This is a genomic window from Ochrobactrum quorumnocens (assembly GCF_002278035.1).
GTDB classification, from domain to species: Bacteria; Pseudomonadota; Alphaproteobacteria; order Rhizobiales; family Rhizobiaceae; genus Brucella; species Brucella quorumnocens.
Genome location: NZ_CP022605.1, coordinates 144,287 through 166,726, shown reverse-complemented (window position 1 = coordinate 166,726; position 22,440 = coordinate 144,287). Strand labels below are relative to the sequence as shown.

Below are 22,440 nucleotides of genomic sequence, written 5' to 3'. Positions count from 1 at the left end.
GGAGGATATTTCGTGAGTCGCCTTATCGTCGTTTCCAACCGCGTGCCTAATCCGGACCGTCCGCCATCTGGCGGGCTTGCGGTGGCCGTTCAGTCCGCACTTAAGGAGAACGGTGGTATTTGGATGGGATGGTCTGGCAAATCAAGTGGTGGGAAGGAACCCGGTCCGCTTACGATAAGGGAAGAAGGCGAAATCACTTATGCCTTATCTGATCTCTCAGATCAGGATTTATCTGAATATTATGAAGGCCTTGCCAACAGCGTATTATGGCCCCTGTGTCATTACCGTATTGATCTTACCGACTATACGCGCCGGGATATGGCAGGGTATCTCAGGGTCAACCGCTTGTTTGCGGAAAGGTTACTGCCATTAATTGAGCAAGACGACCTTATCTGGATTCACGACTATCATCTTCTGCCCTTGGCCGCAGAGCTCCGCCAAATGGGAGTTAAGAACCGTATTGGCTTTTTCATGCATATCCCCTGGCCGTCGCCGGATGTGTATCTGACATTACCTGTACAGGCAGCATTACTAAATGCGATGACGGCTTTTGACCTCATCGGATTTCAGACAGAGGATGATGCGGAAAATTTCGCTCTTTGCCTTCGTCGCGGCGGAGTAGCACAACCTGTTGCAGCTGACCCGGGATTATTCCGCAATCCAAGCCGGGAGTTTCGAATAGGTGCGTTCCCGATTGGAATTGACGTCAGCTCCTTTTCCCATACGGCTCAGTCAGCAATCAATAACCCCACAATCCAGCGATTTAAGCAGTCTCTGGAAGGGCGGGATTTAATCGCAGGTGTTGACCGCCTTGACTACACCAAAGGACTACCTGAACGATTAAAAGGCTTCCGCAGGTTTCTTGAAGTGAACCCAGCATGGCATGGGCGTATAACCTTACTTCAAATAACACCCAAGAGCCGCTCTGGCGTGGCGGAATACGATGCCTTGCAACATGAAGTAGCCGAAATTGCCGGGCAGATTAATGGCACTGTGGGTCGTCTGGACTGGACGCCGGTGCGATATGTAAACCGTGCTTTTGGCCAACAATTACTTGCTGCCGTTTACAGAATGGCAAAGGTAGCCCTTGTTACACCACTCAGAGACGGGATGAACCTCGTAGCAAAGGAATTTGTGGCTGCACAAGATCCAGAGGATCCCGGTGTGCTCGTTCTTTCGCGCTTTGCAGGTGCAGCTCATGAGCTTGGTGAAGGTGCGCATCTGGTTAATCCATATGACGTGGAAGCAATTGCCGACGCTATTGCTCGCGCTGTCTCAATGCCGCTGGAACAGCGGATTGAACGATATCAATCGATGATGAGAGCAGTTGAAACGAATGATGTGTTCCATTGGTGTCGCAGTTATCTTGATCAACTTGCCACTGAGGTAAAAGCCACTTGAAAGCCGACAAGAAAAGGCCGACCGGATGAAAACCCGGCCGACCTTGATACACGTACTATCGAGCTGTTTAAGCTGCGAGTGCTTCGTCAGCTGTTGTTGGCACTTCGGAAATTGTCTTAAGAACCTGAGAGGCGATCTGATAAGGGCAGCCCTGTGAGTTAGGGCGGCGGTCTTCCAGATAACCCTTATAATTGTTCTGGATGAACGAGTGCGGTACGCGGATCGAAGCTCCACGATCACCAACACCATAAGAGAACTTGTTCCAAGGCGCAGTTTCATGTTTGCCGGTCAGGCGCATATGATTATCAGGACCATAGACTTCGATGTGGTCCTGTAAGTTTTTGTCGAACTGAGCCATCAGAGCTTCGAAATAGGCTTTTCCACCAACTTCGCGCATGAATTTGGTCGAGAAATTACAATGCATTCCCGAGCCATTCCAATCGGTATCGCCGAGAGGCTTGCAGTGAAATTCGATATCGATGGAATACTGTTCACAAAGACGCAGGAGGAGATAGCGAGCAATCCAGATCTGGTCGGCAGCGCTTCTTGAACCTTTACCGAATACCTGGAATTCCCACTGACCCTTGGCCACTTCAGCATTAATGCCTTCGTGATTGATGCCAGTTGCAAGGCAGAGATCGAGATGTTCTTCAACAATCTTACGTGCGATCGATCCGACGTTCTTATAACCAACACCGGTGTAATAAGGACCCTGTGGCGCAGGAAAACCCTGCTCTGGGAAACCGAGTGGGCGGCCGTTATCGAAAAAGAAATATTCCTGCTCGAAACCAAACCAGGCGTCTTCGTCATCAAGAACGGTCGCACGGCTGTTGGACGGATGCGGTGTAACACCATCAGGCATCATGACTTCGCACATGACAAGCGCACCATTGGTACGGGCCGGATCTGGATAAATTGCAACAGGCTTCAATACGCAATCCGAGCTGCGGCCTTCTGCCTGCATCGTAGAAGAACCATCAAAGCCCCAATAAGGAAGTTGATCAAGAGTTGGAAATGCTTCGAACTCCTTGACCTGGGTTTTACCACGCAGGTTTGGGGTAGGGGTGTAGCCATCCAACCAGATGTATTCGAGCTTATATTTTGTCATCGCCTAGTCTCTTTTGTTCTGCGTATTAAACCGGTTCTTTGCACCGCGGCCTATTCGTCATATGCTCAACAATGCGTTTGATTTATTAGAAGCAAGTGCCGTGCCAATCGGGATTTCTAAGCGGCAACTTGTGCTTTTGCGGCCATAAGTGGAACTGAAGGCGCTTTTAGGTTTAGCTAGCAGTGGAGGAGAGTGAGCTAAGAGCAATTCATAGGCATAACACCCTCTGATTATTGCTTATAAAATAGGCAATTGTATAAAAACGCGTCATTATATGCGCTTAGATAAAATGCAATCCGATTGCTGCTCGAATTTTTTGTGTTGATGCGTATCTTATCGGAAATGGGGACACCTTTTTCGGATGTTTAGTTTCCTGGTAAAAGCTCAGAGTGCGGCGCCCACGTTTTCAATACTTTTCGCAAAGTGGACAGGCTCTGATACCCTGCCTCCAAACCGGCGGCGGCCAAGGGAACACCTTCTGCTCGCCGGCGCATGACATGCGAGACCCTTAATCGCTGGCGCCATTCGATGAAACTCATACCTGTTTCCTGGCGAAATTTGCGGGTCATTGTACGGCGGCTCATGCCGACCTTATCAGCCCAGTCATCGATGGTCAGATCGTTTCCCGGATTGTCGAGTAAATCACGGCAGAGTTTGCGCAGTTGCTTCTCGGCAGGCAAAGGAACCGTATAAGGTCGTTGGTCAGCGTTGCGAATTTCATCAAGGATAAGGGCTGAGAGGTGTTTGCCCCTGCCAGTTTCATCATAAAGCACAGGTTCGTTTGCCAATGCCTGTATACTGGCATCAAGCAGCGCCGAAACTTTCAAAACCCGTGTAGGCTCCCAACATCCACGCAAAACACTTTCCTCTAAGTAGACGGAATGCATTTTTGTTTGGCCAAAGGTCTGCACCGCGTGCGCCAGGTCAGGTGCTATAAGAATCGCGTAGCCGCTAGGGAGCATGAATGCTCCTTCTTCGGTCATTGCCGTCATATAGCCGCTATTGCCGTAAAGAAGCTGTCCACGGCGATGACTGTGCCAGCCGAAGTTCATACTAACTGTATATTCACGGCGCATCACGGCCAGAGGTCGTTTGATGTCCTGATAATCAATTGCATGCTTCGGTCGCATTCAGTCTTCCATTTGGCCCAATTTGACTAAAAAAGTCATATTTGATGGAAATCGCAGAATTTTGACCCGATTGCAACCGAGTTTGGCCTGACTCAACAAGTGATGATGAATATATTCTGCTTCGCAACGCATTGATATGCGGGTGTAATTTAGAATTATTCTGAATTCTAGGATTCCGCAATATCAAATTTGACAGCCAAAACCTGCGGTCGTTATCGCCAGCGGGAAATATCTCGTTCACGTGATGAACGACCAGGAGAGCCGAATTGAATACGAGTAGCACCGCTGCCCGCGACCCGAACGCTAAGAACGAGACAGTGGGTTACGGTGCACATCCCTTACTCAAGGCAGCACTTTTGGCAGGAGTGGCTACTATCGCTTTTTCCGCGCCAACGCTGGCGCAGGATGCGGGCTCTATCCAATTGCAAACTATCGAAGTTCAGACATCTGGCGGGAAGGGACCGCTCGCTCCGGTTAAGGGATACATTGCCGATTATAGCCGAGCAGCCACCAAGAGTGACATTGCCTTTCGCGAGGCTCCGCAAGCAATTTCTGTTGTGACCCGCGATAATATGAATGACAGAGCGGTTCAGTCGGTCAGTGAAGCGATGCTTTACAGCGCCAATGTGAATGCGCAGCGTTTTGGCGCCGATGTTCGTTCAGATTATTTTACAGTTCGAGGCTTTCCGGCAGATATCTATCTCGACGGTCTGCGTATTCCACAGATTGCCAGCCAGTCCGGCGGCTATTCCGGTTTTGTTGTCGAACCCTATTCACTTGAAAGCGTAGAAATTCTGCGTGGCCCAAGTTCGGCTCTTTTCGGCCAGAGCAATGTTGGTGGCATCGTCAATATTGTTAGCAAACAGCCGCAGGCTGAAGCAGCCCACGAGGTTTATTTGCGCGGCGGAAGCTTTGGACGCAAGGAACTGGGCTTCGACACCACCGGGGCAATCAATAATGACCCGCGCTTTACATACCGTCTCAACGGTATGTTCCGCGACAGCGATACTTCCTATGATTTTGGCAAGAATAATCGATTTGCGATCAATCCAAGCTTCGCATGGCGTCCTGATGCAGACACAAGCCTGATCGTATCGGGCGGTTATCTCAAAGACGATATGGGGCAGGCTGGTGTTATCATTCCAGCTTACGGCAGTGTTTTGCCGAGCCCGTCGGGACAAAGCATTTCGCGTGATTTCTCGGATGGTGATCCACGCAACGCTATTTATAAAAAGGAAATTGGCTATGTAGGATATGCGTTTGAACATCGTTTCAACGACACCTTCACGCTGCGTCAGAATTTCCGCTATTCGCACATGAAAACCGATTACCAAAATCTGTTTACAGGCGTTTTACCGACAAGCGGTTGGAATGGGCATACAATTCCCCGCACCAATTATCTTGCACAGCCTGAACTTGATGCAATTGCGTTCGACACGCAGCTGGAATCCCGGTTCGATACTGGTCCCTTGTCTCACACCTTGCTTTTTGGTGTTGATCAGCAATGGCAGCGCTTGGACAATTACACAGCTTCGGCGAGCGGCCCTTCGCAGGACCTCTTCAACCCGACCTACGATAAGTCCATTTCCAAGCTTTCGCCAACGACGCGGCTTCTGCAAAAACAGTATCAAACTGGCATTTATGTTCAGGATCAGATCGAAGCAGGCAATCTTCGGATAACGTTTGGTGGCCGTAAGGACTTTACGCGCATTGATTCCGAGCAGACGACGCTCTCCATCGGGCGCACCGTGGATTACGATCAGAACCCTGACAAGTTTACCGGTCGCGTTGGTGTGGCGTATGTTTTCGATTCAGGCTTTGTGCCTTATGCGCTGTATTCGACATCTTTCTTACCAACGCTCACACTTGCAGACACGCCTCTCAAGCCGACAACCGGCACGCTGAAGGAAGTGGGTCTGAAATACGCGCCAGAAGGTGAAGATTATTCGGTCACGCTCTCTGCATTTGAAGCCGAACAGCAGAATGTCGTCAATCGTATCTCCGGCGTATATTATCAGACCGATGAAGTTCGTGTTCGCGGTGTGGAGCTCGAGGGAACGGCACGCTTGTGGAACCGTCTGAATGTGACTGGCGGCTTGAGCTTCCAGGACCCGGAAGTCAGCGAAAGCCAAAATCCGGCGCAGATCGGCAAGTTGCCTTATACGGTTCCGAAGAACCAGCAGTCATTGTTCCTGAGCTATGACATGCCTTTGCCAGACAGCATGAAGGGTAATCTGGTTGTCGGTGGTGGTGTACGTCGCATCGGTAAAACAGCCGGCGATACGCTCAACACTTTCTACGTTCCGTCCTATACCCTTGTTGACGCATTTCTGCGTTATGATCTTGGAAACTATCGCTTGCAGGTCAATGCTTATAATCTTGGAGACAAGAAGTATGTGGCAGGGTGTAACTCAACGAGCCAGTGTTACTTTGGCCAAGGCCGGTCTGTTGTCGCAACAACGAGTGTTCGATGGTAATTGGGTTTTCACGACGTGAGATTTTGGTGGGAGCGGCTTTAGCCGCTCTCACGCGTTCCGCAGTTGCGCAAACACCACGTAAAATCGTTACACTTGAATGGGCAGAAACAGAAATTGTTCTGTCGCTGGGACTTATACCCTCCGGAGTGGCCGATCTCTCTGGTTATCGCGAGTGGGTCGGCGTTGAAAATGACAAGCTGGCCGACGCTATTGATGTGGGTGGTCGCCAGCAACCAAGCCTTGAGGCGCTGATGCGTCTTAAGCCCGATCTCATAGTTACGTCAGCACTGCGTCATGGTACGATTGCTTCTCGATTAAACGAAATTGCTCCAACCATTTTATCAAATGAAAGCTCCAGTACTTCTGATTTTTATGAGGCCACAAAGCTCAGTCTTTTAAATATAGCAAAAGCCACGGACCGGGACGCTGCCGGACAGGCTGAGTGGCAGACCTTCGAGGAACGGCTGTCTGCAGTTCAAAAAAAGAACCTCAATCCCATCAATGTGGTTGTTGCACAGCCATTGCCCGGTATTGCGCGGCTCCGCATTTTCACATCCAATTCTCTAATCATGAAGACGCTGGCAAAAGCTGGGTTTTCAGCGGGTATTGATCGCGGCAATCAACCCTTTGGCTTTACGACGTTTGGATTGGAAGAACTGGCGACGCTGAGTTCTGATACGAAACTGTTCATTCTTGACGAGACTGTGCCGGGCGAGTTGTGTGATAGTGCGATCTGGCCGGTTTTGCCAATGGTGACTGCAAAACAGGTCTATACGATTGGCGGAAAGATCTGGCCTTTCGGATCAACGCGGTCAATGTTGCGTCTTGTTGAAAGAACCATAAACGCTCTGTCAATTTGAATAAAGCATGTGTGAATTGTCTGAATGATATCAGTGTCCTAACGCGATTGCTTGCGCATCAGAAGAATAAACAATGGCGTCCCTATAAAGGCTGTCACTATTCCAGCTGGAATTTCGTTTGGTGCTATTATCGAGCGCCCTACCATATCTGCTATTACAGTCAGGATTGCGCCTATAAGTGCCGTCACAGGCAACAGATGGCGATAGCGTGCACCGCAGCAAAGGCGTGCTGCGTGTGGTGCGATCAACCCGATAAATCCTATCGCACCAACGGCTGCCACTGCACCCGCGACTGAAAGGGCGGCTATCAGCATCGCCCATATCCGCGTTGATGCTGGATCTACCCCGAGAGACTGCGCGCCATCATGACCAAGTGCGAGTATATCGAGCCGCTTTGCAAAGGCCATTGCTGCAATAAGAAGAATGAGCCAGGGGGCGAGTGCTTCAACATCATGCCAACTGCGGCCATGCGTGGAGCCAGCGAGCCAGGAAAGTGCTTCTGCAACCTGTAGCCTGGCTCCAATGACGACGATTGTGCTAAAGGCCGAAAGACTGGCGGCGATTGCAAGCCCGGTCAATGCGATGCTCGCAGGCGAGAGGCGAAGCCCGAGCAAGGATATCAAGAGAACAACGCTACCCGCACCTGCAGCTGCAAGCAAAGCAAAGAGCGGGCTTCCAGGCACAAAGCCGATCAGGAGTGCCAAAAGGCTTGCAAGGGCGGCCCCTTGAGCAAGTCCGAGAGTTTCGGGCCCTGACAAAGGATTCCGCGTAGTGGCCTGAAGCAACAGGCCTGCGATTGCCAACAATGCGCCGGCGCCCATCGCTATAAACACTCGGGGCATTCGCAACGAATAGACCGTGCTCCAGTCGACTTGTTTGCCAGCGATACCATCACCAAAGATGAAACCTGCAAACACAGATGCGAAAAGAGCTAAGAAGAGAACGATGTAAAGAGTCAGTTTTCGCGTAAACAGCATTTTTCCCAAAAGGATGCTGGCGCGGGTGCTCGCTTCGCTTTTTACCTTTCGAAGGATAAAAATCAAAGCGGGAGCAGCAAGACATGCGGCGAGAATTCCGGTGGGTATTATCCTGCCTTCACTACTCAAAAATTGAGCAAGGACATCAGCGCTCAATAATGCGACCGCACCCCAAAGACATGCAGAAGGCAAAAGCACACGATGCCTGATCAAGCCGCTCGCACGTAAAAAATTCGGAACGGCAAGACCGATGAAACCTATAGGCCCGGCGATGGACACAGCCGCCCCTGACAAAATAACTGTAATCAACAAACCAATGATGGCCACAGTTCCCCCAAGGCCCAGGCTCGACGCGATATCACTGCCAAGTGCCATGATATCAAATTGTCTGCCGAGCAAGATCAGAAGCAAAATACCCGCAAAAACTATCGGAGCGAGTGGTGCGATCCTGCTCCAGCCCGTCTGATCCAGAATCCCTGCAGACCAGAGAATAATCCCCGAAGCCCGATCGTCCGCAGTCAGAATAATAGCCGAGGAAATGGCTGAAAACGCCAACGAAACGGCCACTCCTGCAAGCGCAAGTCTGACAGTTTGTGCTTGCAAGCCTCCACCGACTGATAAGCAAACCAAGCCGCCGATTGCTCCGCCCAGGATGGTTGCCGCAAAACCCGGAAAAGCGAAGGGTAACAACAAGCTCGATATGACGAACGCAAGTTGTGCGCCGCTTGTGACGGCTAATATATCGGGGGCGGCCAGTGGGTTGCGCAGGATCGTCTGCATAACTGTGCCTGCCGCCGCGAGTGCCGCGCCGACGAGTATGGCTGCCAATGCGCGCGGGAGACGAATAGTTTCAATAATAATCTGTGCAACAGATGGCGGACGGGAGGGCGCCAGCAATACATCCTGCATTGTGACATTGGCGCTGCCGACAACAAGCTCCGCGAATGTGAGAAGAAGCAATAAAATCAGTCCAAGGAGGATAAGGCTCGCAGGAAGTACGAAAGAACCAGATCTTACATGGGGAGCAGATTGCATGTTCAATTTTTCAACTGCTTATCGGCAGGGTTGACCCACCGCGGTAGGCAGAAGGGAATCGGCAAAACCGGATGTTGCGTTATATCGATGTCGAAATCAAAGGCCTCTTTGAGATGCTGCTTGGTGAAAACCGCTACAGGTTCGCCAGATGCCATGACGCGGCCTTTGCGCATCAGGATCACATCGTCGGCAAGTTCAATCACCTGATTGAGATCATGAAGCACTGCAACGATAGTCAATTGTTGTTCGAGATTGAGCATTTTCAACAGAGTGAGGAGTTCGGCCTGATGGCGAACGTCCAAAAAATTAGTTGGTTCATCAAGAAACAGTACAGAAGGGTTTTGTGCCAGAGCGAGTGCAACCCAGGCCCGTTGTCGCTCGCCGCCCGAAAGCGATGCGACATGTCTGTGACGCAAGTCCTGTAATCCAACCTGAGCAATCGCAGATGCAATAAATGCGCGGTCTTCAGGTCCGAGGCGCGAAAACAAACGGCGATGCGGATGTCGACCATTTTCAACCAGTTCCTCGACGGTCAATCCCGCTGGAACTTCGGGCATTTGGCCAAGCACTGCAATCTTTCGAGCAAGATCAAGCCGCCGTAAATGGCTTATATCGGTCCCTTCAAAGAACACCTTGCCTTGTGAGGGAGCTTGAAGGCGCGCCATGCTGCGCAGCAGGGTGCTTTTTCCCGAACCATTTGCACCGCAAATAACGGTGATTTTCCCCGGCGCGACCGATACATTGACGGTTGCTAACGCCGGGGCGCCTTCGTAAGTGACGGAGAGATCAGCGACACGAATGATTGCCTCTTCCATTGTGCTTCTAATCTTCCTGATGCCCTTTGTGTGCGTTCCGGGTTTTGATGAATTCCCGTCTTGGGAATAATCAAAATGGCTGCGTTGGGCAAGGGTATTCGCTATTCTGACGCGCCCTTCAGCACATCCGGTTTCGGCCAATGGGGAGCATCATTGGTCTCCCTGACGTGGGATCAGTGATGATGCGGCTTTCAAGATTGAAAACTTCCTGAACGTTCTTTTCGGTCAGAACCGTTTCGGGCGAACCTTCGACATGAAGACGCCCGCCTGCCATAGCGACAAGATGGTCGGCATATCTTGCTGCAAGGTTGAGATCATGCAGCACCATGACGATGGTGGTGCCCCGTATCCGATTGAGATCTGTGAGCAGATCCAGAACTTCGATCTGATGGCTGATATCAAGAAATGTGGTTGGTTCGTCGAGTAACAAAATGTCTGTCTGTTGCGCCAGCGCCATTGCAATCCAGACGCGCTGCTTTTGCCCCCCGGACAGTTCATCAATCGGCTTTTCGGCGAGTTCTGCAGTTTTTGTTGCTGACAATGCAGCCGCTACAGCTTCATTATCTTCTCGTGTCCAGCGAGAGAAAATGCCTTGATAGGGATGTCTGCCGCGGCTCACCAGATCAGCGACCGTGATGCCTTCTGGTGCTACCGGAGACTGAGGAAGCAATCCCAAAGACTGAGCGAGTGCGCGCGAAGGTATTTTGTGAATTGATTTTCCGTCCAGCAGCACATTTCCACGATGAGGGGTAAGAAGGCGTGACATACTGCGCAAGAGCGTTGATTTTCCACACGCATTGGCACCGACAATGACGGTTATTTTCCCGGTCGGGACGTCGAGATTCAATCCTTCAAGTATTAGCGTATCACCATAACCGCACGATATTTGACTGACTTTGAGAGTATGGCTTGTCATAGCGAACCTCCGGCTCGATTGACGCGAACAATGAGATAGATGAGATAAGGCGCACCCAGCGCGCCCGTGACGACGCCCACCGGATATCGACCGGGCAGCATGAACTGACCAATATAATCACCGGCCAGAACAAGAATTGCTCCGATCAGTGCTGAGGGTAAGAGCAATGATCCGTTATTGCGCAATATTCGTGCAGCGATAGGGCCTGACAAAAAGGCAACAAAGGATATTGGTCCGGCAACAGCTGTTGCAAATGAGATCATTCCGACTGCTGCTATAATGATAATTATGCGCGTTTGAGCGACTTTCGTTCCGAGCGCGGCCGCTGTATCGTCACCCAGACGCAATGACTCCAGATCACGCATTCGGCTCAAAAGCAGTCCGCCAAAAACTATCAGCGCAAAAAACAGCGGTGCGACCTGATCCAATCTGGCGCCGTTAACGCTGCCTGTCAGCCAGCGCATCGCTTCCTGAAGATTCCACGCCGGTGCGCTGGAAAGAATATAGGCAATAAAACTTTCGAGCATTGCTGACACACCGATTCCAACTAGGATCAGACGTGTTCCGGCAACGCCGTTTCGAAACGACAAGGCATAAACGAGCAGAGCAATCCCCAATCCGCTCACGACGGCGAATATGGAGACGGCTGGGCCACTCATAGACAGTACAACAATCGCGAAGACTGCCGCAGCACTCGCCCCGGAACTAATTCCGATAATATCAGGGCTCGCCAACGGATTACGCAACATGGTTTGAAACGCCACGCCGCCCAAACCGAAACATAGACCTGCCAACACAGACATTATCGCTCGTGGCAGACGTAATTGACCGACCGTAAAATTGGCGCCAGGTACATTCTCCCCCAGCAGGACACGCATTACATCGCCTGGTGGCGTGAACGATTGTCCAAGAGTGAGCGTTAAGGCAAAGAATGCCGCCAAAATGGTTGTAAGGCCGACAATCAGCAGCCATCGGCTGCGATGATTACTCTTACGACTACGCGTTAGCTCTTCAATCAATGGGAAGTACAAGTTCATAACTCCCGCACGCGTTGGCGTCTGACGATCCAGATGAAAAACGGCGCTCCAATGAAAGCTGTGATGATGCCGACATCGATTTCCGCAGGGCGGGCAATGAGACGACCGACTATGTCGGATGATAGCAACAGGCAAGCTCCGCTTATTGCAGAAAAGGGCAGGAGCCAGCGGTGATCAACGCCAACCAGAAGACGGCAAAGATGAGGAACGATTAGTCCGACGAAGCCGATTGGTCCGCATATGGCAGTCGTGGCTCCGCAAAGGAGGATCGCCCCAATAGCGGCAATTATACGGGCTATCGCAACATTTTCACCCAGCCCGGCTGCCAGCTCGTCCCCCAATGCAAGTGAGTTTAGTTTTCTTGCTGAAAGCAAACTGATTGCGAAACCTGCGAGAAGGAAGGGTAATACATAGGAAATACGATCAAACGTCGCTCCGCCTACACCGCCGATTTGCCATGAGCGTATACCCCCTGCCAGATCGGCGCGTGGCAATATTATAGCGATTACAAGCGATGAAAAAGCAACGGATGTGGCAGCACCCGCAAGAGCCAGTTTAAGAGGTGTGGCACCTCCTCGGCCTAGCGAGCCGATAGTGTAGACAAAGATTGCAGCTGCGGCCGCACCTCCGATTGCAACCCAGATATAAGCATGTGCGGAAGCAATGTTGAACCAGGCTATAGCAATCACTATTGCAAGTGACGCGCCCATATTGACGCCAAGTATACCGGGATCAGCAAGTGGATTGCGTGTTATGCCCTGCATAACAGTACCGGCAAGGCCCAGAGCTGCGCCAGCCAACAATGCCAGCAAAGTTCGAGGTATGCGCATGGCAACGGCAGCCTGCCCGATAGTGTCGCCATGGCCGCTAAGAGCAGATAGAATTTCTGTCCAGGACACATCCCGTGTACCGAGTGCGACAGAAAGAAAGCATGAGATGATGAGTACAACTATGAGCAACAGCAGCCACAAGGACCTGATACTATTAGAAGAACGCAGATAGGTCGATGCATCGGGCTGATGAAGACTGCCGGAAGTCATTTCGTCTTTTCCGCAGCGCTCGCGAGGAGAGAAACATAATCCTTAAGCACCCACGAAATTGAAAGCGGTGTCGGATTGGCTGCGGTACCCAACGGGTTTCTCCCCAACATGACTACCGCGTCATTGGTCACTACCGGCAATTTGGAGAGAAGGGGGCTGGCGCGCATCGCGGAGAAGAGCTGCTCTCCTCCATATGTCACGACGATGTCGACATCATCGAACAAATCTATGCGCTCAGCGCTGATGGAACCTGAAAACTGTCCGGGCCTGGACGCACCGACAACGCTTTTTGGTGATACCAGACCGAGGTCCTGAAAGAATTTCACCCTTGTATCATTGGTCGTGTAGAAATTGATTGTGCTGAGATCAGTAGCATCAAGATGTGTGACGAACATAGCCGTTTTACCCTTGAGGTGCGGGTATTCACTGACCGTTCGCGCAATGTCTGCGTCGATTTTGCTGATAAGCGCATCACCCTCCGCAGACATGCCCATTCCAGCGCTGTTGAGGTGAATCATCTCGCGCCAGTCCGTTGACCAGGCTGCCTGTGGATAGGCAACAACTGGAGCGATCTGGCTCAAAGTCTCGTAATCTGATTGGCTCAGACCGGAATAAGCTGCCAGAATGACATCTGGGTTGGTTGCTGCTACAGCCTCGAAGTCAATGCCATCACCCTCATCAAAGAGTACTGGCTTGTCTGCCCCGAGCTCTTTCAATCGCTCTGCAACCCACGGCAACAGGCCATCACCGTCATCATCACCGAAATTGGCTGACGCCATTCCGACAGGGACGATGCCCAGCGCCAACGGCACTTCGTGGTTTGCCCAAGCCACAGTGGCAATACGCTGCGGCTTCTTTTCAATGGTTGTTGTGCCAAAAGCGTGTTTTATTACAATCGGATAGGTCTGAGTGTCATCTGCAAGAGCGGCTCCTGTTCGCCCTGTGAACAGGCAAATTATCAGCAGTATGAACAAAGAGCGGATAAAGCGCGGCATGGGTAGAACCCCCCATTGTTTAAAAGTTGCCACTCAGTCTCAGGTTAACCGAAGGCCGTCAAGGCCGGTGGTTAAACCATGTCAATTTTGCGGCGAAATAACCGTGGTTTTTTACAATAATGCCGATTTTTACAATACTGGACAATCAATCTCAAGTTAGTGGCGCATTCAAGCAATTGCGATACAAACAGGCGCGCAGTTTTGAACACAGCCGTTCGGACGATCTGTACCGGGATGTATCCAGGATTGACCTCTCAACATTCCAACGATGCTGGTGATGTTGGCCGCGCGTGTAACTGAAAAAGAGAATCCGAGACCAAATAATGGACATCAACACCACTTCTGTTAGCTATCTGCAAACTGAGATACGGGCGCGGAAAGCGGTTCTATTGAGTTGCTCTGCCCTGGTGATGTTCATGCCAACCATTTCCGCTGCACAGCAGGCGGAAGTTTCTGCAGCACCCGTGGTACTGCAAACAATTACTGTCGACGGTAAGGCCGGGGACGATGATGATAGAAACTCTATCGTAGCCACAAAAATCACAAGCGGCAGCAAAATGCCGACTGACATCCTTGATACTCCAGCATCCGTATCTGTGATTACAACCAAGGAAATTCAGCAACGCGGCGCTCAGAATGTTGAGCAGGTTCTGCAATATACTGCTGGTGTTTCGACTGATTTTTATGGTTCAGACGATAGATTTGATTTCTTCAAAATTCGTGGCTTTGATGCAACGACCTATCGTGATGGCCTGCCTCTCGGCCGTCCGTTTGGCGGCATCCGCGAGGAACCATACGCATTTGAACGCGTCGAGGTATTAAAGGGCGGCAATTCCACAGTATTTGGCGTGTCGGATCCTGGCGGATCAGTCAACTACGTCACCAAGCGGCCAAGGAGGGAGCGTTTCGGAGAGGCCTATGTGACGGGCGGCTCCTTCAGCCACAAGGAAATCGGTTTTGATTTTGGCGACAACCTGACATCGGACGATACATTATCTTATCGACTGACGGGCAAGTTCAGAGATGCCGATGCCGAATATGATTACTCGCGCGATGACGAGAAGTTCATCATGGGAGGTCTGACCTGGCGTCCAGATGATGCCACCAATCTGACGATTGTTTTTGATCATCTATATAAAAATGGCGTTCCCGGTAGTGGTGGCCACCCAGTTGGTACTGATTTTAAAAGAAGCCGCTTCTTCGGTGAACCCGATTACAATTATCGCGGCACTGACCGAAACACGGTTAGCGCGATGTTCGACCATGATTTCGGAAATGGCTTTAGCGTGAGCGTCAATGGACGTTACAGCAAGCAGAAGACCGATTTCGGTTACGCGTATATTTCCTCGACTCCAACGGACGGATCAACACTTGCCGGACGTTCTTTCTTTGGAAACGAAGCATCGGCAGAAAACTTCATCGGTGACGCCAATGTGCAATACGAAACCGATTTTGCGAATGTTAAAAGCCGCTCGATGCTCGGATTCCAGTATAATAATTATTCCGGGAACAATGCGACCTGGTGGGGCAGCGCACCAAGCATTGACTGGACCAATCCGGTCTATACCGGAGCGCCCGTTAATGTTCCGCTTCTGAGTAACACGGGAAGCAAGCAGAAGGCCAGGGCTATCTATTTACAGCAGGAGTTAACCATTGCGGATCAGTGGATTGCAACCGTTGGCCTGCGCAATGACTGGCTTGATCTAACGCAGACCAACAACTTGAACAACAGTACCACAGGAGCGGACTTCAACGAATTAACCAGTCGCTTTGGTCTGACTTATAAGGTCACCGACGAATGGGCAGTTTATGCAAGCTACGCCGAGTCAGTCGCACCTCCGGCGATTGGTCTTGATCCGGAACGTGGTGATCAGATTGAAGTCGGTGTTAAATACAGACCAGACGCATTTCCGGCTTTATTCAGCCTCGCAGTGTATGATCTCACAAAAAACAACATCTCGGTCACTGATCCGATTACGGCACAATCAAGCACAATTGGCGAAGTGCGGATTCGCGGGATTGATCTCGAGGCCAAGGCGGAACTTACAAATAATCTTAGTCTGACCGCAGCATATTCCTATCTTGACCCGGAAATTGTCGAAAATGGTGGGGACGGAACCGAGGGCAATCGACCCCAATTTGTGTCACAGCACATCGCTTCTTTATGGGCAAACTATTCTTTGCCCGGCAGCGGTAAAATTGGCGATATGACATTCGGATTGGGCGGCCGTTATACCGGAGCCTATTATTTCACCGCCGCGAACACGTCTGGTGCAGGTGGCAACGTCGTTTTCGATACTGCTTTCAGTTACGAATTCCTGGACAATTCCACGCTCGAAGTGAATGTCAGCAATTTGTTTGACAAAAAATATGTTGCTTATGGCGGCTTTGGTGCTGATTTCTATAATCCTGGCCGCGAAGTTACTGCAACTTTGCGTCGTACCTGGTAAAAGAAAATCACCCTGTCCGCCTATACGGACAGGGTGATGCCATCGTTTCAAATTGGCGGTTGCCTGACTACAGGCTCGATGCCCCGTAAAGACTACTGCGTGTTTTGTTGCAGTCTGCGCCAAGCCGCAGGCGTTTCGCCGACAATCTGTCTGAACGCCTTGGTCAAGTGAGCTTGATCGGTAAACCCCAACTGAGCAGCGACTCCTGCGACTGTCGCATCCTTGAGACACAACAACTCCTGAGCACGATCAATGCGCTTTGTAAGTTGCCATTGGAGTGGAGTTTGACCCGTTGTTTGTTTGAAGACATTAGAAAACCAACTCTCCGATAACCCCACAGTCGCAGCCATCTCGGAAACACTGAGCCGCCCGTCATTGGAAACACCAATACGCGCATTGAGTTTGTTGATTTGCGCCTGAGTGAGCCGGCCATTGCCCTGTTTGTCTTCAATTCGAGGTGCCACAAGCAAGCGTGCCAAAATGGTGCCGATCAGGTTTTCAACATAAAGCGAATGCTGGGAAGGATTGGAAACTTCTTCTTCAAGAAGACGCGCGAGGATTTCGAGCGCACCGATATCTTGTAATTCCACAGGACTGCGCACAGTTGTCATCGCCAGCGATATACCGAGTGAGGGCCGCAGATATTTAAGCAGACGATCCTTATGGAAGTGCAAATTCAGATGAGAGAAACTATGCGAGGCGATTGTATTCGTCCAAAGAGGAACGCCTGCGGGAATGTAGATTGCTCGCGTCATAGGACGCTGGTGCAGATACTGCGATCCGCTTTTGTTTGATATACGTATCTTCGACGACACATCCTGAAAAAAGATCATAATACGCGGATCGTGGGATAAAAAATATCCGGAGGCACCAGAAGGGCTCTCAGCTTCCCAATAGACGCTCACCAATCCATCCAATACACGCCATTTTACCGGAGCGGTGACACGAATGCCGTCGGCGTTCCAAATCATAGAGTGCCAGAAGCTCAACGTTTTGATCGTCCCAACAAAAATCGCCTTTCGGCGTCGCCGAATGAACATATTAAAGATGATTAAATTACTCATCTTCATGTCAGAAGGCAAGCCGTGAATACACGGCTGGCGATGATGGTTGCGGCGTAGAGAAACAGGCGCATTTAAAACTTCACATGACGTCTTGAGTCTTCATATTTCTTATGCGAGCATTCGGACAGAGGAGGACAATCATGGTGTCGACACTGTCGCACATCAAGGAGATTGAGCGCGTCGCTATGGGCGGAGCGTCTGACCGTGATCGTCCTGTTATCCAATCCTGGCTGCGGTGTCTCAACGATTATCAGCTCAATCCGGCCCAGACGCAGGAAGCCTATATCGTACCTGACACTCTTTTGCGGGAGCATCGCGAACAGTCGGAAGAACTCATCCGCATCGGACGAACGGGGCTCGAAGCGCTTTTCAGACAGGTAGCCGATCAAAGCTACGTATTGTTGCTATCGGATGCGCGTGGCGTCACCGTCGAGTTTATGGGCGATCCGACATTCGACAATCAGCTTCGAAAGGCTGGACTGTATCTTGGATCTGAATGGTCGGAAGACCGGGCTGGAACTTGCGCGGTGGGAGCCTGCATAGTTTCGGGAAAGCCCGTTATCATTCACCAGGATGACCACTTCGATGCATGTCATATTGGCTTGACCTGCACAGCTGCACCAATCTTCGATACATTTGGTGATTTGTCGGCGGTTCTCGATATCTCGCAATTGCGGTCACCAACCGCGAAGGCGAGCCAGCAACTCGCGCTTCATCTGGTCGCTTCTACGGCACGGCGCATTGAGCTTGCCAATTTGATGACCAGAGCACACGAGGACTGGGTATTGCGGCTGGCGAAACTGCCAGATTTTCTTGATGTTGATCCCGACGCCGCAGTTACGATCAACGGTAACGGCTTGATTACAGGAATGACGCATGGTGGCTTTGGCGTCGTTGCGCGAGGCATGGGCCTAAACAACGTCTCAACAAAAGACCTTGTTGGCCAGTCGATTTCAGATGTTTTTGATATCGACATTGACAAGCTCCCCGACCTGATGCGTGGACGCCCAAACGGCGAACGTCTGGTTCGTGCGCGTAATGGTCTTGCATTGTTTGCAAGCGCCATCGCCCCTGTCAGTAGTTTCAGGACATCACCGGTCGTAGCATCGGTGCGGCTACCAGCAGCTTTACGCCATTTGAGTTTCGGAGATCCCGCAATGGAAGCTCTTCAGGCTCGGGCTGCGAAACTGGCGGATCGTCATCTGCCGATCCTCATCAAAGGTGAAACCGGCAGCGGCAAAGAATATCTAGCACGCGCAATTCATGACAGCCGCGCTAAGCCCGGACCTTTCATTGCGGTGAATTGCGCGGCAATTCCCGAACAGTTGATTGAATCGGAACTGTTTGGTTATGTGCCCGGTGCTTTTACCGGCGCTATGCAGAAGGGCAAGATTGGCCTTATTGAAGCCGCCAACGGCGGCACTCTGTTTCTGGACGAAATTGGTGATATGCCGCTCACACTTCAAAGCCGCCTGTTACGCGTTCTTTCGGAAAATGAAGTACAGCCTGTTGGCGCATTGAAGCCGAAGCCAGTCAAATTCCGGCTTCTCTCGGCATCACATCGCGACCTTGCGGGACTGGTCGCAGAAGGGCGTTTCCGCGAAGATCTGCTCTATCGCCTTAATGCTGCAACACTGCAATTGCCGCCGTTGCGCCATAGGCAGGATTTAGACCCTATTGTTGATCATCTTCTACGACGCATCGGCGAGGAAGAAGGCGAAACAATCACGATTGATCGCATCGCACGAAAGGCCTTGGCGACCTATAGCTGGCCTGGGAATCTCCGTGAACTTGATAATACCTTGCGTGTCGCAGCAGCGATTGCAACAGATGCAATCATCACGACAGACTGTCTGCCAGATCATTTTCAAGTCAATAGCGCTGCTTTAAATTTCCGCAGCGATGCGGACATCTTGCGTCGCCAGCTTGATGAATGCTGCAACAATATTTCCGCGCTTGCGCGAAAACTCGGGGTCAATCGGTCAACGATCCATCGCCGTTTGAAACTCTCGCACTGAGAATGCAACAGTTGCAACATGTGTTGCACTAAGACTGTTGCAGTTATTCCCTTCATAAGCGTCACTTTAATTAAAAGCATTAATAATCAAACACATATGCCTTATCTCGCATTTGGCACGCAGCTTGCTCTCTCATTTAATGATGCAAATGGAGGAGTTATGTATGCGTGCTTTGCGCTTTTATGCTGCCAAGGATCTGCGTGTTGAAAACGTGTCGGCGCCAGCCGGTTCCGATATCGAGCCTGATCAGGTGCTGATCGAAAATTGCTTCTGTGGGATATGTGGGACCGATTTGCACGAATATGCTTATGGCCCGATTTTTATTCCAACCGAACCACATCCATTCACCAAGGCGGGTGCCCCGCAAATTCTGGGACATGAATTTGGCGGCGTGGTCAAAGCCGTGGGAAGTGATGTAACGCACGTAACAATTGGCGACCGTGTATCAGTACAGCCGCTCATCATGCCTCGCGCGGGCGACTATTTTGCTGATCGTGGCCTCTATCACCTGAGTACCAGTCTGGCATTGGCGGGCCTTTCCTGGCACTCGGGCGGTATGGCTGAAATGGCTTTGTTGAACGCTTATAATGTTCAGCCAATCCCTGACGATCTTAGTTACGAAGAAGCAGCGCTCATTGAGCCAACCGCAGTGGCGGTATATGCCTGTGATCGGGGCGGCGTTACGGCTGGTAACAGCGTCCTTGTCACTGGTGCTGGGCCAATTGGCATTTTGACAGCAATGGCAGCACGCGCCGCAGGTGCGTCACAAATATTCCTCTCCGATCTAAACGACACACGTTTGCAGCTGGCACGTGAAAAGCTTGGTGATGTTCGCACCATTAATCCGAAATCAGAAAATGTAGGTGAGGTAGTTCGCGCGGAAACCGAAGGTAATGTTGGTTGTGACGTTGCTATTGAGTGCGTCGGCAATGAGCACGCATTGAAGAATTGCACTGATGCCGTCCGAAAACAAGGCGTTGTGGTACAGACGGGCTTGCACCCCCATGAGAACCCACTCAACTGGTTCGATGTTACATTCAAGGACATCGATATTCGAGGCTCGTGGGCATATCCCACCCATTATTGGCCGCGTGTAGCTCGGCTGATTGCAAGCGGTCAGATACCAGCAAGCAAGATCGTGACCAAAACAATCGCGTTGGAGGATGCAGTTGTTGAAGGCTTTGACAGGTTGCTTGATCCAGCGGGTACCCAGCTGAAAATCCTGATCGATCTGAAAAGATAACATTATTTCACTGTCGGGCTTGGGAGAGCCTGACATCAACTTCCATGGGAGGAAATTATAATGCTTGAGAAAACACAAACCGTGCTGGTTCGGACCTTTCTCGATAAATTCGGTGCAGCACTTGAAGAGGGGCGGGTCGATGACGCCGTTTTGATGTTCGCTGATGATTGCTACTGGCGCGATCTCGTCGCCTTTACCTGGAACATTAAGACTGTAGAAGGGCACGATGAGGTGCGTGACATGCTGCAATCACAGTTGCAGCTGGTTAAGCCAACCAAGTGGCTCGTGGCCGCTGGCGAAGCCGCAACGGAGGCCGATGGCGTTACGGAAAGCTGGATAACTTTCGAGACTGATGTTGCACGCGGATATGGTCTTATTCGCTTGAAGGGTGGCAAGATATGGACCCTTCTTACGGTCATGTCGGAGTTGAAAGGACATGAGGAAAAATCCGGCTTTACCCGACCGCTTGGGGCAAAGCACGGTCAGGACCTTGGAGCCAAGACGTGGAAGGAAGAGCGCGAAGAGGAAGCTCGAACGCTTGGTTATGAGAAGCAGCCCTATGTGCTGGTTATAGGCGGAGGGCAGGGCGGCATTGCACTGGGAGCGCGTTTGCGCCAGCTCGGGGTGCCGACGATCATCGTTGAGCGCAACGAAAACGCGGGGGACTCTTGGCGCAAACGCTACAAGTCACTCTGCCTGCATGATCCGGTCTGGTATGATCATTTGCCATATATTGATTTTCCAAAAAACTGGCCGGTTTTTGCACCGAAGGACAAGATCGGCGATTGGCTGGAATTCTACACCAAAGTGATGGAACTGAACTACTGGACACGCTCCACGGTCAAGTCTGCGCGATGGGACGAAGCGAAAAAGGAATGGTCTGTCGTCATTGATCGCGATGGCGAGACGGTCATTCTGCGTCCTAAACAGCTTGTGTTTGCAACTGGTATGTCTGGCAAGCCGAACATTCCAGGCATGAAAGGCCAAGACCGCTTTAGGGGGGAGCAACAGCATTCCTCCCGGCATCCGGGCCCCGATGGTTATAAGGGTAAAAAGGTTGTTGTCGTCGGCTCTAACAATTCGGCTCATGATATCTGCGCCGCACTTTGCGAAGCTGGCGTAGATGTAACTATGGTTCAAAGATCATCGACCCATATCGTCCGGTCTGAGCCACTGATGAAGCACGGGCTCGGCGCGCTTTATTCCGAAGAGGCTTTGCAGAACGGCGTCACTACTGCCAAAGCTGATCTGATATTTGCTTCACTTCCCTATCGCATCATGCATGAATTCCAGAAACCCATCTATGACAAGATCCGCGAGATCGATGCTGATTTCTATGCAGCACTCGAAAAAGTCGGTTTTCAATTGGATTTCGGCGCCGATGGATCGGGATTGTTTCTTAAATATCTGCGGCGGGGATCAGGTTACTACATCGACATTGGCGCTTCACAGTTGATCATTGATGGTAAAATCAAGCTTGCATCCGGACGGATCGAAGAGATCACCGAAAACGCGGTCAAGCTCACCAATGGCACAGAGTTACCCGCCGATCTCATCGTTTATGCGACAGGTTATGGCTCAATGAACGGCTGGGTCGAAGATATCATTGACCGGGAGACAGCAGACAAGATTGGTAAAGTCTGGGGATTGGGATCCGAAACGCCAAAAGACCCCGGCCCTTGGGAAGGAGAACAACGTAACATGTGGAAGCCCACCCAACAGGAAGCGTTGTGGTTTCATGGGGGTAACCTGCATCAGTCGCGTCACTATTCCCAATACCTGTCGTTGCAGCTCAAAGCCCGTATGGAGGGAATAGAAACGCCTGTCTATCAATTGCAGGCAGTCCACCATACCAAATAGCTCATTGCATTCGC

The 22,440-nt window shown here is 51.1% G+C and carries 16 protein-coding genes; 7 read left to right on the top strand and 9 right to left on the bottom strand.

Features of this window, described 5'->3' with window-relative positions:
• The first annotated feature begins 12 nt into the window (after positions 1-12).
• The gene (gene otsA, locus CES85_RS22825) at positions 13-1,401 is read left to right on the top strand and encodes an alpha,alpha-trehalose-phosphate synthase (UDP-forming) (RefSeq protein ID WP_095448144.1); all 1,389 of its coding nucleotides are present in this window, start codon (positions 13-15) and stop codon (positions 1,399-1,401) included.
• Between the two features lie 67 nt (positions 1,402-1,468).
• On the opposite strand, the gene CES85_RS22820 is transcribed toward otsA, so the two are convergent.
• Both CES85_RS22820 and CES85_RS22815 read right to left on the bottom strand, forming a co-directional pair.
• Positions 1,469-2,509: a glutamine synthetase beta-grasp domain-containing protein gene (locus CES85_RS22820; RefSeq protein WP_095448143.1), complete on the bottom strand. Its 1,041-nt coding sequence runs from the start codon at positions 2,507-2,509 to the stop codon at positions 1,469-1,471.
• Between the two features lie 365 nt (positions 2,510-2,874).
• On the bottom strand, positions 2,875-3,639 hold the full coding sequence (locus CES85_RS22815) for an AraC family transcriptional regulator (protein ID WP_095448142.1): 765 nt from the start codon (positions 3,637-3,639) through the stop codon (positions 2,875-2,877).
• Between the two features lie 266 nt (positions 3,640-3,905).
• Between CES85_RS22815 and CES85_RS22810 the strand changes: the two genes are divergently transcribed.
• Together CES85_RS22810 and CES85_RS22805 are read left to right on the top strand one after the other, a co-directional pair.
• Complete coding sequence (locus CES85_RS22810; protein ID WP_095448141.1) at positions 3,906-6,116, top strand: TonB-dependent siderophore receptor; 2,211 nt, start codon at positions 3,906-3,908, stop codon at positions 6,114-6,116.
• Positions 6,110-6,976, top strand: a complete 867-nt coding sequence (locus CES85_RS22805) for an ABC transporter substrate-binding protein (RefSeq protein ID WP_095448140.1) — start codon at positions 6,110-6,112, stop codon at positions 6,974-6,976. The genes CES85_RS22810 and CES85_RS22805 overlap by 7 nt, the downstream gene beginning before the upstream one ends.
• A gap of 38 nt (positions 6,977-7,014) precedes the next feature.
• On the opposite strand, the gene CES85_RS22800 is transcribed toward CES85_RS22805, so the two are convergent.
• The 6 genes from CES85_RS22800 to CES85_RS22775 all read right to left on the bottom strand — a co-directional run bounded on the left by CES85_RS22800 (position 7,015) and on the right by CES85_RS22775 (position 13,791).
• Positions 7,015-8,988 (bottom strand): iron ABC transporter permease, encoded by a 1,974-nt coding sequence (locus CES85_RS22800; RefSeq protein WP_095448139.1) that lies wholly within the window; start codon positions 8,986-8,988, stop codon positions 7,015-7,017.
• A gap of 2 nt (positions 8,989-8,990) precedes the next feature.
• Positions 8,991-9,803, bottom strand: coding sequence for an ABC transporter ATP-binding protein (locus tag CES85_RS22795; RefSeq protein ID WP_095448138.1), 813 nt, complete (start codon positions 9,801-9,803; stop codon positions 8,991-8,993).
• 118 nt (positions 9,804-9,921) lie between these two features.
• Positions 9,922-10,719 (bottom strand): ABC transporter ATP-binding protein, encoded by a 798-nt coding sequence (locus tag CES85_RS22790; protein ID WP_095448137.1) that lies wholly within the window; start codon positions 10,717-10,719, stop codon positions 9,922-9,924.
• Positions 10,716-11,756: a FecCD family ABC transporter permease gene (locus CES85_RS22785; RefSeq protein WP_095448136.1), complete on the bottom strand. Its 1,041-nt coding sequence runs from the start codon at positions 11,754-11,756 to the stop codon at positions 10,716-10,718. Before CES85_RS22785 ends, CES85_RS22790 begins: the two co-directional genes overlap by 4 nt.
• Positions 11,753-12,796, bottom strand: a complete 1,044-nt coding sequence (locus tag CES85_RS22780) for a FecCD family ABC transporter permease (RefSeq protein ID WP_095448135.1) — start codon at positions 12,794-12,796, stop codon at positions 11,753-11,755. The genes CES85_RS22785 and CES85_RS22780 overlap by 4 nt, the downstream gene beginning before the upstream one ends.
• Entirely contained in the window at positions 12,793-13,791 is a 999-nt protein-coding gene (locus CES85_RS22775; protein ID WP_095448134.1) for an iron-siderophore ABC transporter substrate-binding protein, read from the bottom strand. The genes CES85_RS22780 and CES85_RS22775 overlap by 4 nt, the downstream gene beginning before the upstream one ends.
• 323 nt (positions 13,792-14,114) lie before the next feature.
• Between CES85_RS22775 and CES85_RS22770 the strand changes: the two genes are divergently transcribed.
• The gene (locus CES85_RS22770) at positions 14,115-16,241 is read left to right on the top strand and encodes a TonB-dependent siderophore receptor (protein WP_095448133.1); all 2,127 of its coding nucleotides are present in this window, start codon (positions 14,115-14,117) and stop codon (positions 16,239-16,241) included.
• Between the two features lie 92 nt (positions 16,242-16,333).
• Here the strand turns inward: CES85_RS22770 and CES85_RS22765 are convergent, their stop codons facing one another.
• Positions 16,334-17,230: a helix-turn-helix domain-containing protein gene (locus CES85_RS22765; RefSeq protein ID WP_167388338.1), complete on the bottom strand. Its 897-nt coding sequence runs from the start codon at positions 17,228-17,230 to the stop codon at positions 16,334-16,336.
• Between the two features lie 215 nt (positions 17,231-17,445).
• Between CES85_RS22765 and CES85_RS22760 the strand changes: the two genes are divergently transcribed.
• The 3 genes from CES85_RS22760 to CES85_RS22750 all read left to right on the top strand — a co-directional run bounded on the left by CES85_RS22760 (position 17,446) and on the right by CES85_RS22750 (position 22,426).
• Complete coding sequence (locus CES85_RS22760; protein ID WP_095448132.1) at positions 17,446-19,323, top strand: sigma-54-dependent Fis family transcriptional regulator; 1,878 nt, start codon at positions 17,446-17,448, stop codon at positions 19,321-19,323.
• A 163-nt stretch (positions 19,324-19,486) separates the two neighbouring features.
• Positions 19,487-20,566 carry a 2,3-butanediol dehydrogenase gene (locus CES85_RS22755; protein ID WP_095448131.1) on the top strand — a complete coding sequence of 360 codons (1,080 nt, stop codon included), beginning with the start codon at positions 19,487-19,489 and terminating at the stop codon, positions 20,564-20,566.
• Between the two features lie 60 nt (positions 20,567-20,626).
• Positions 20,627-22,426, top strand: a complete 1,800-nt coding sequence (locus tag CES85_RS22750; protein WP_167388321.1) for an NAD(P)/FAD-dependent oxidoreductase — start codon at positions 20,627-20,629, stop codon at positions 22,424-22,426.
• Positions 22,427-22,440 lie beyond the last annotated feature (14 nt).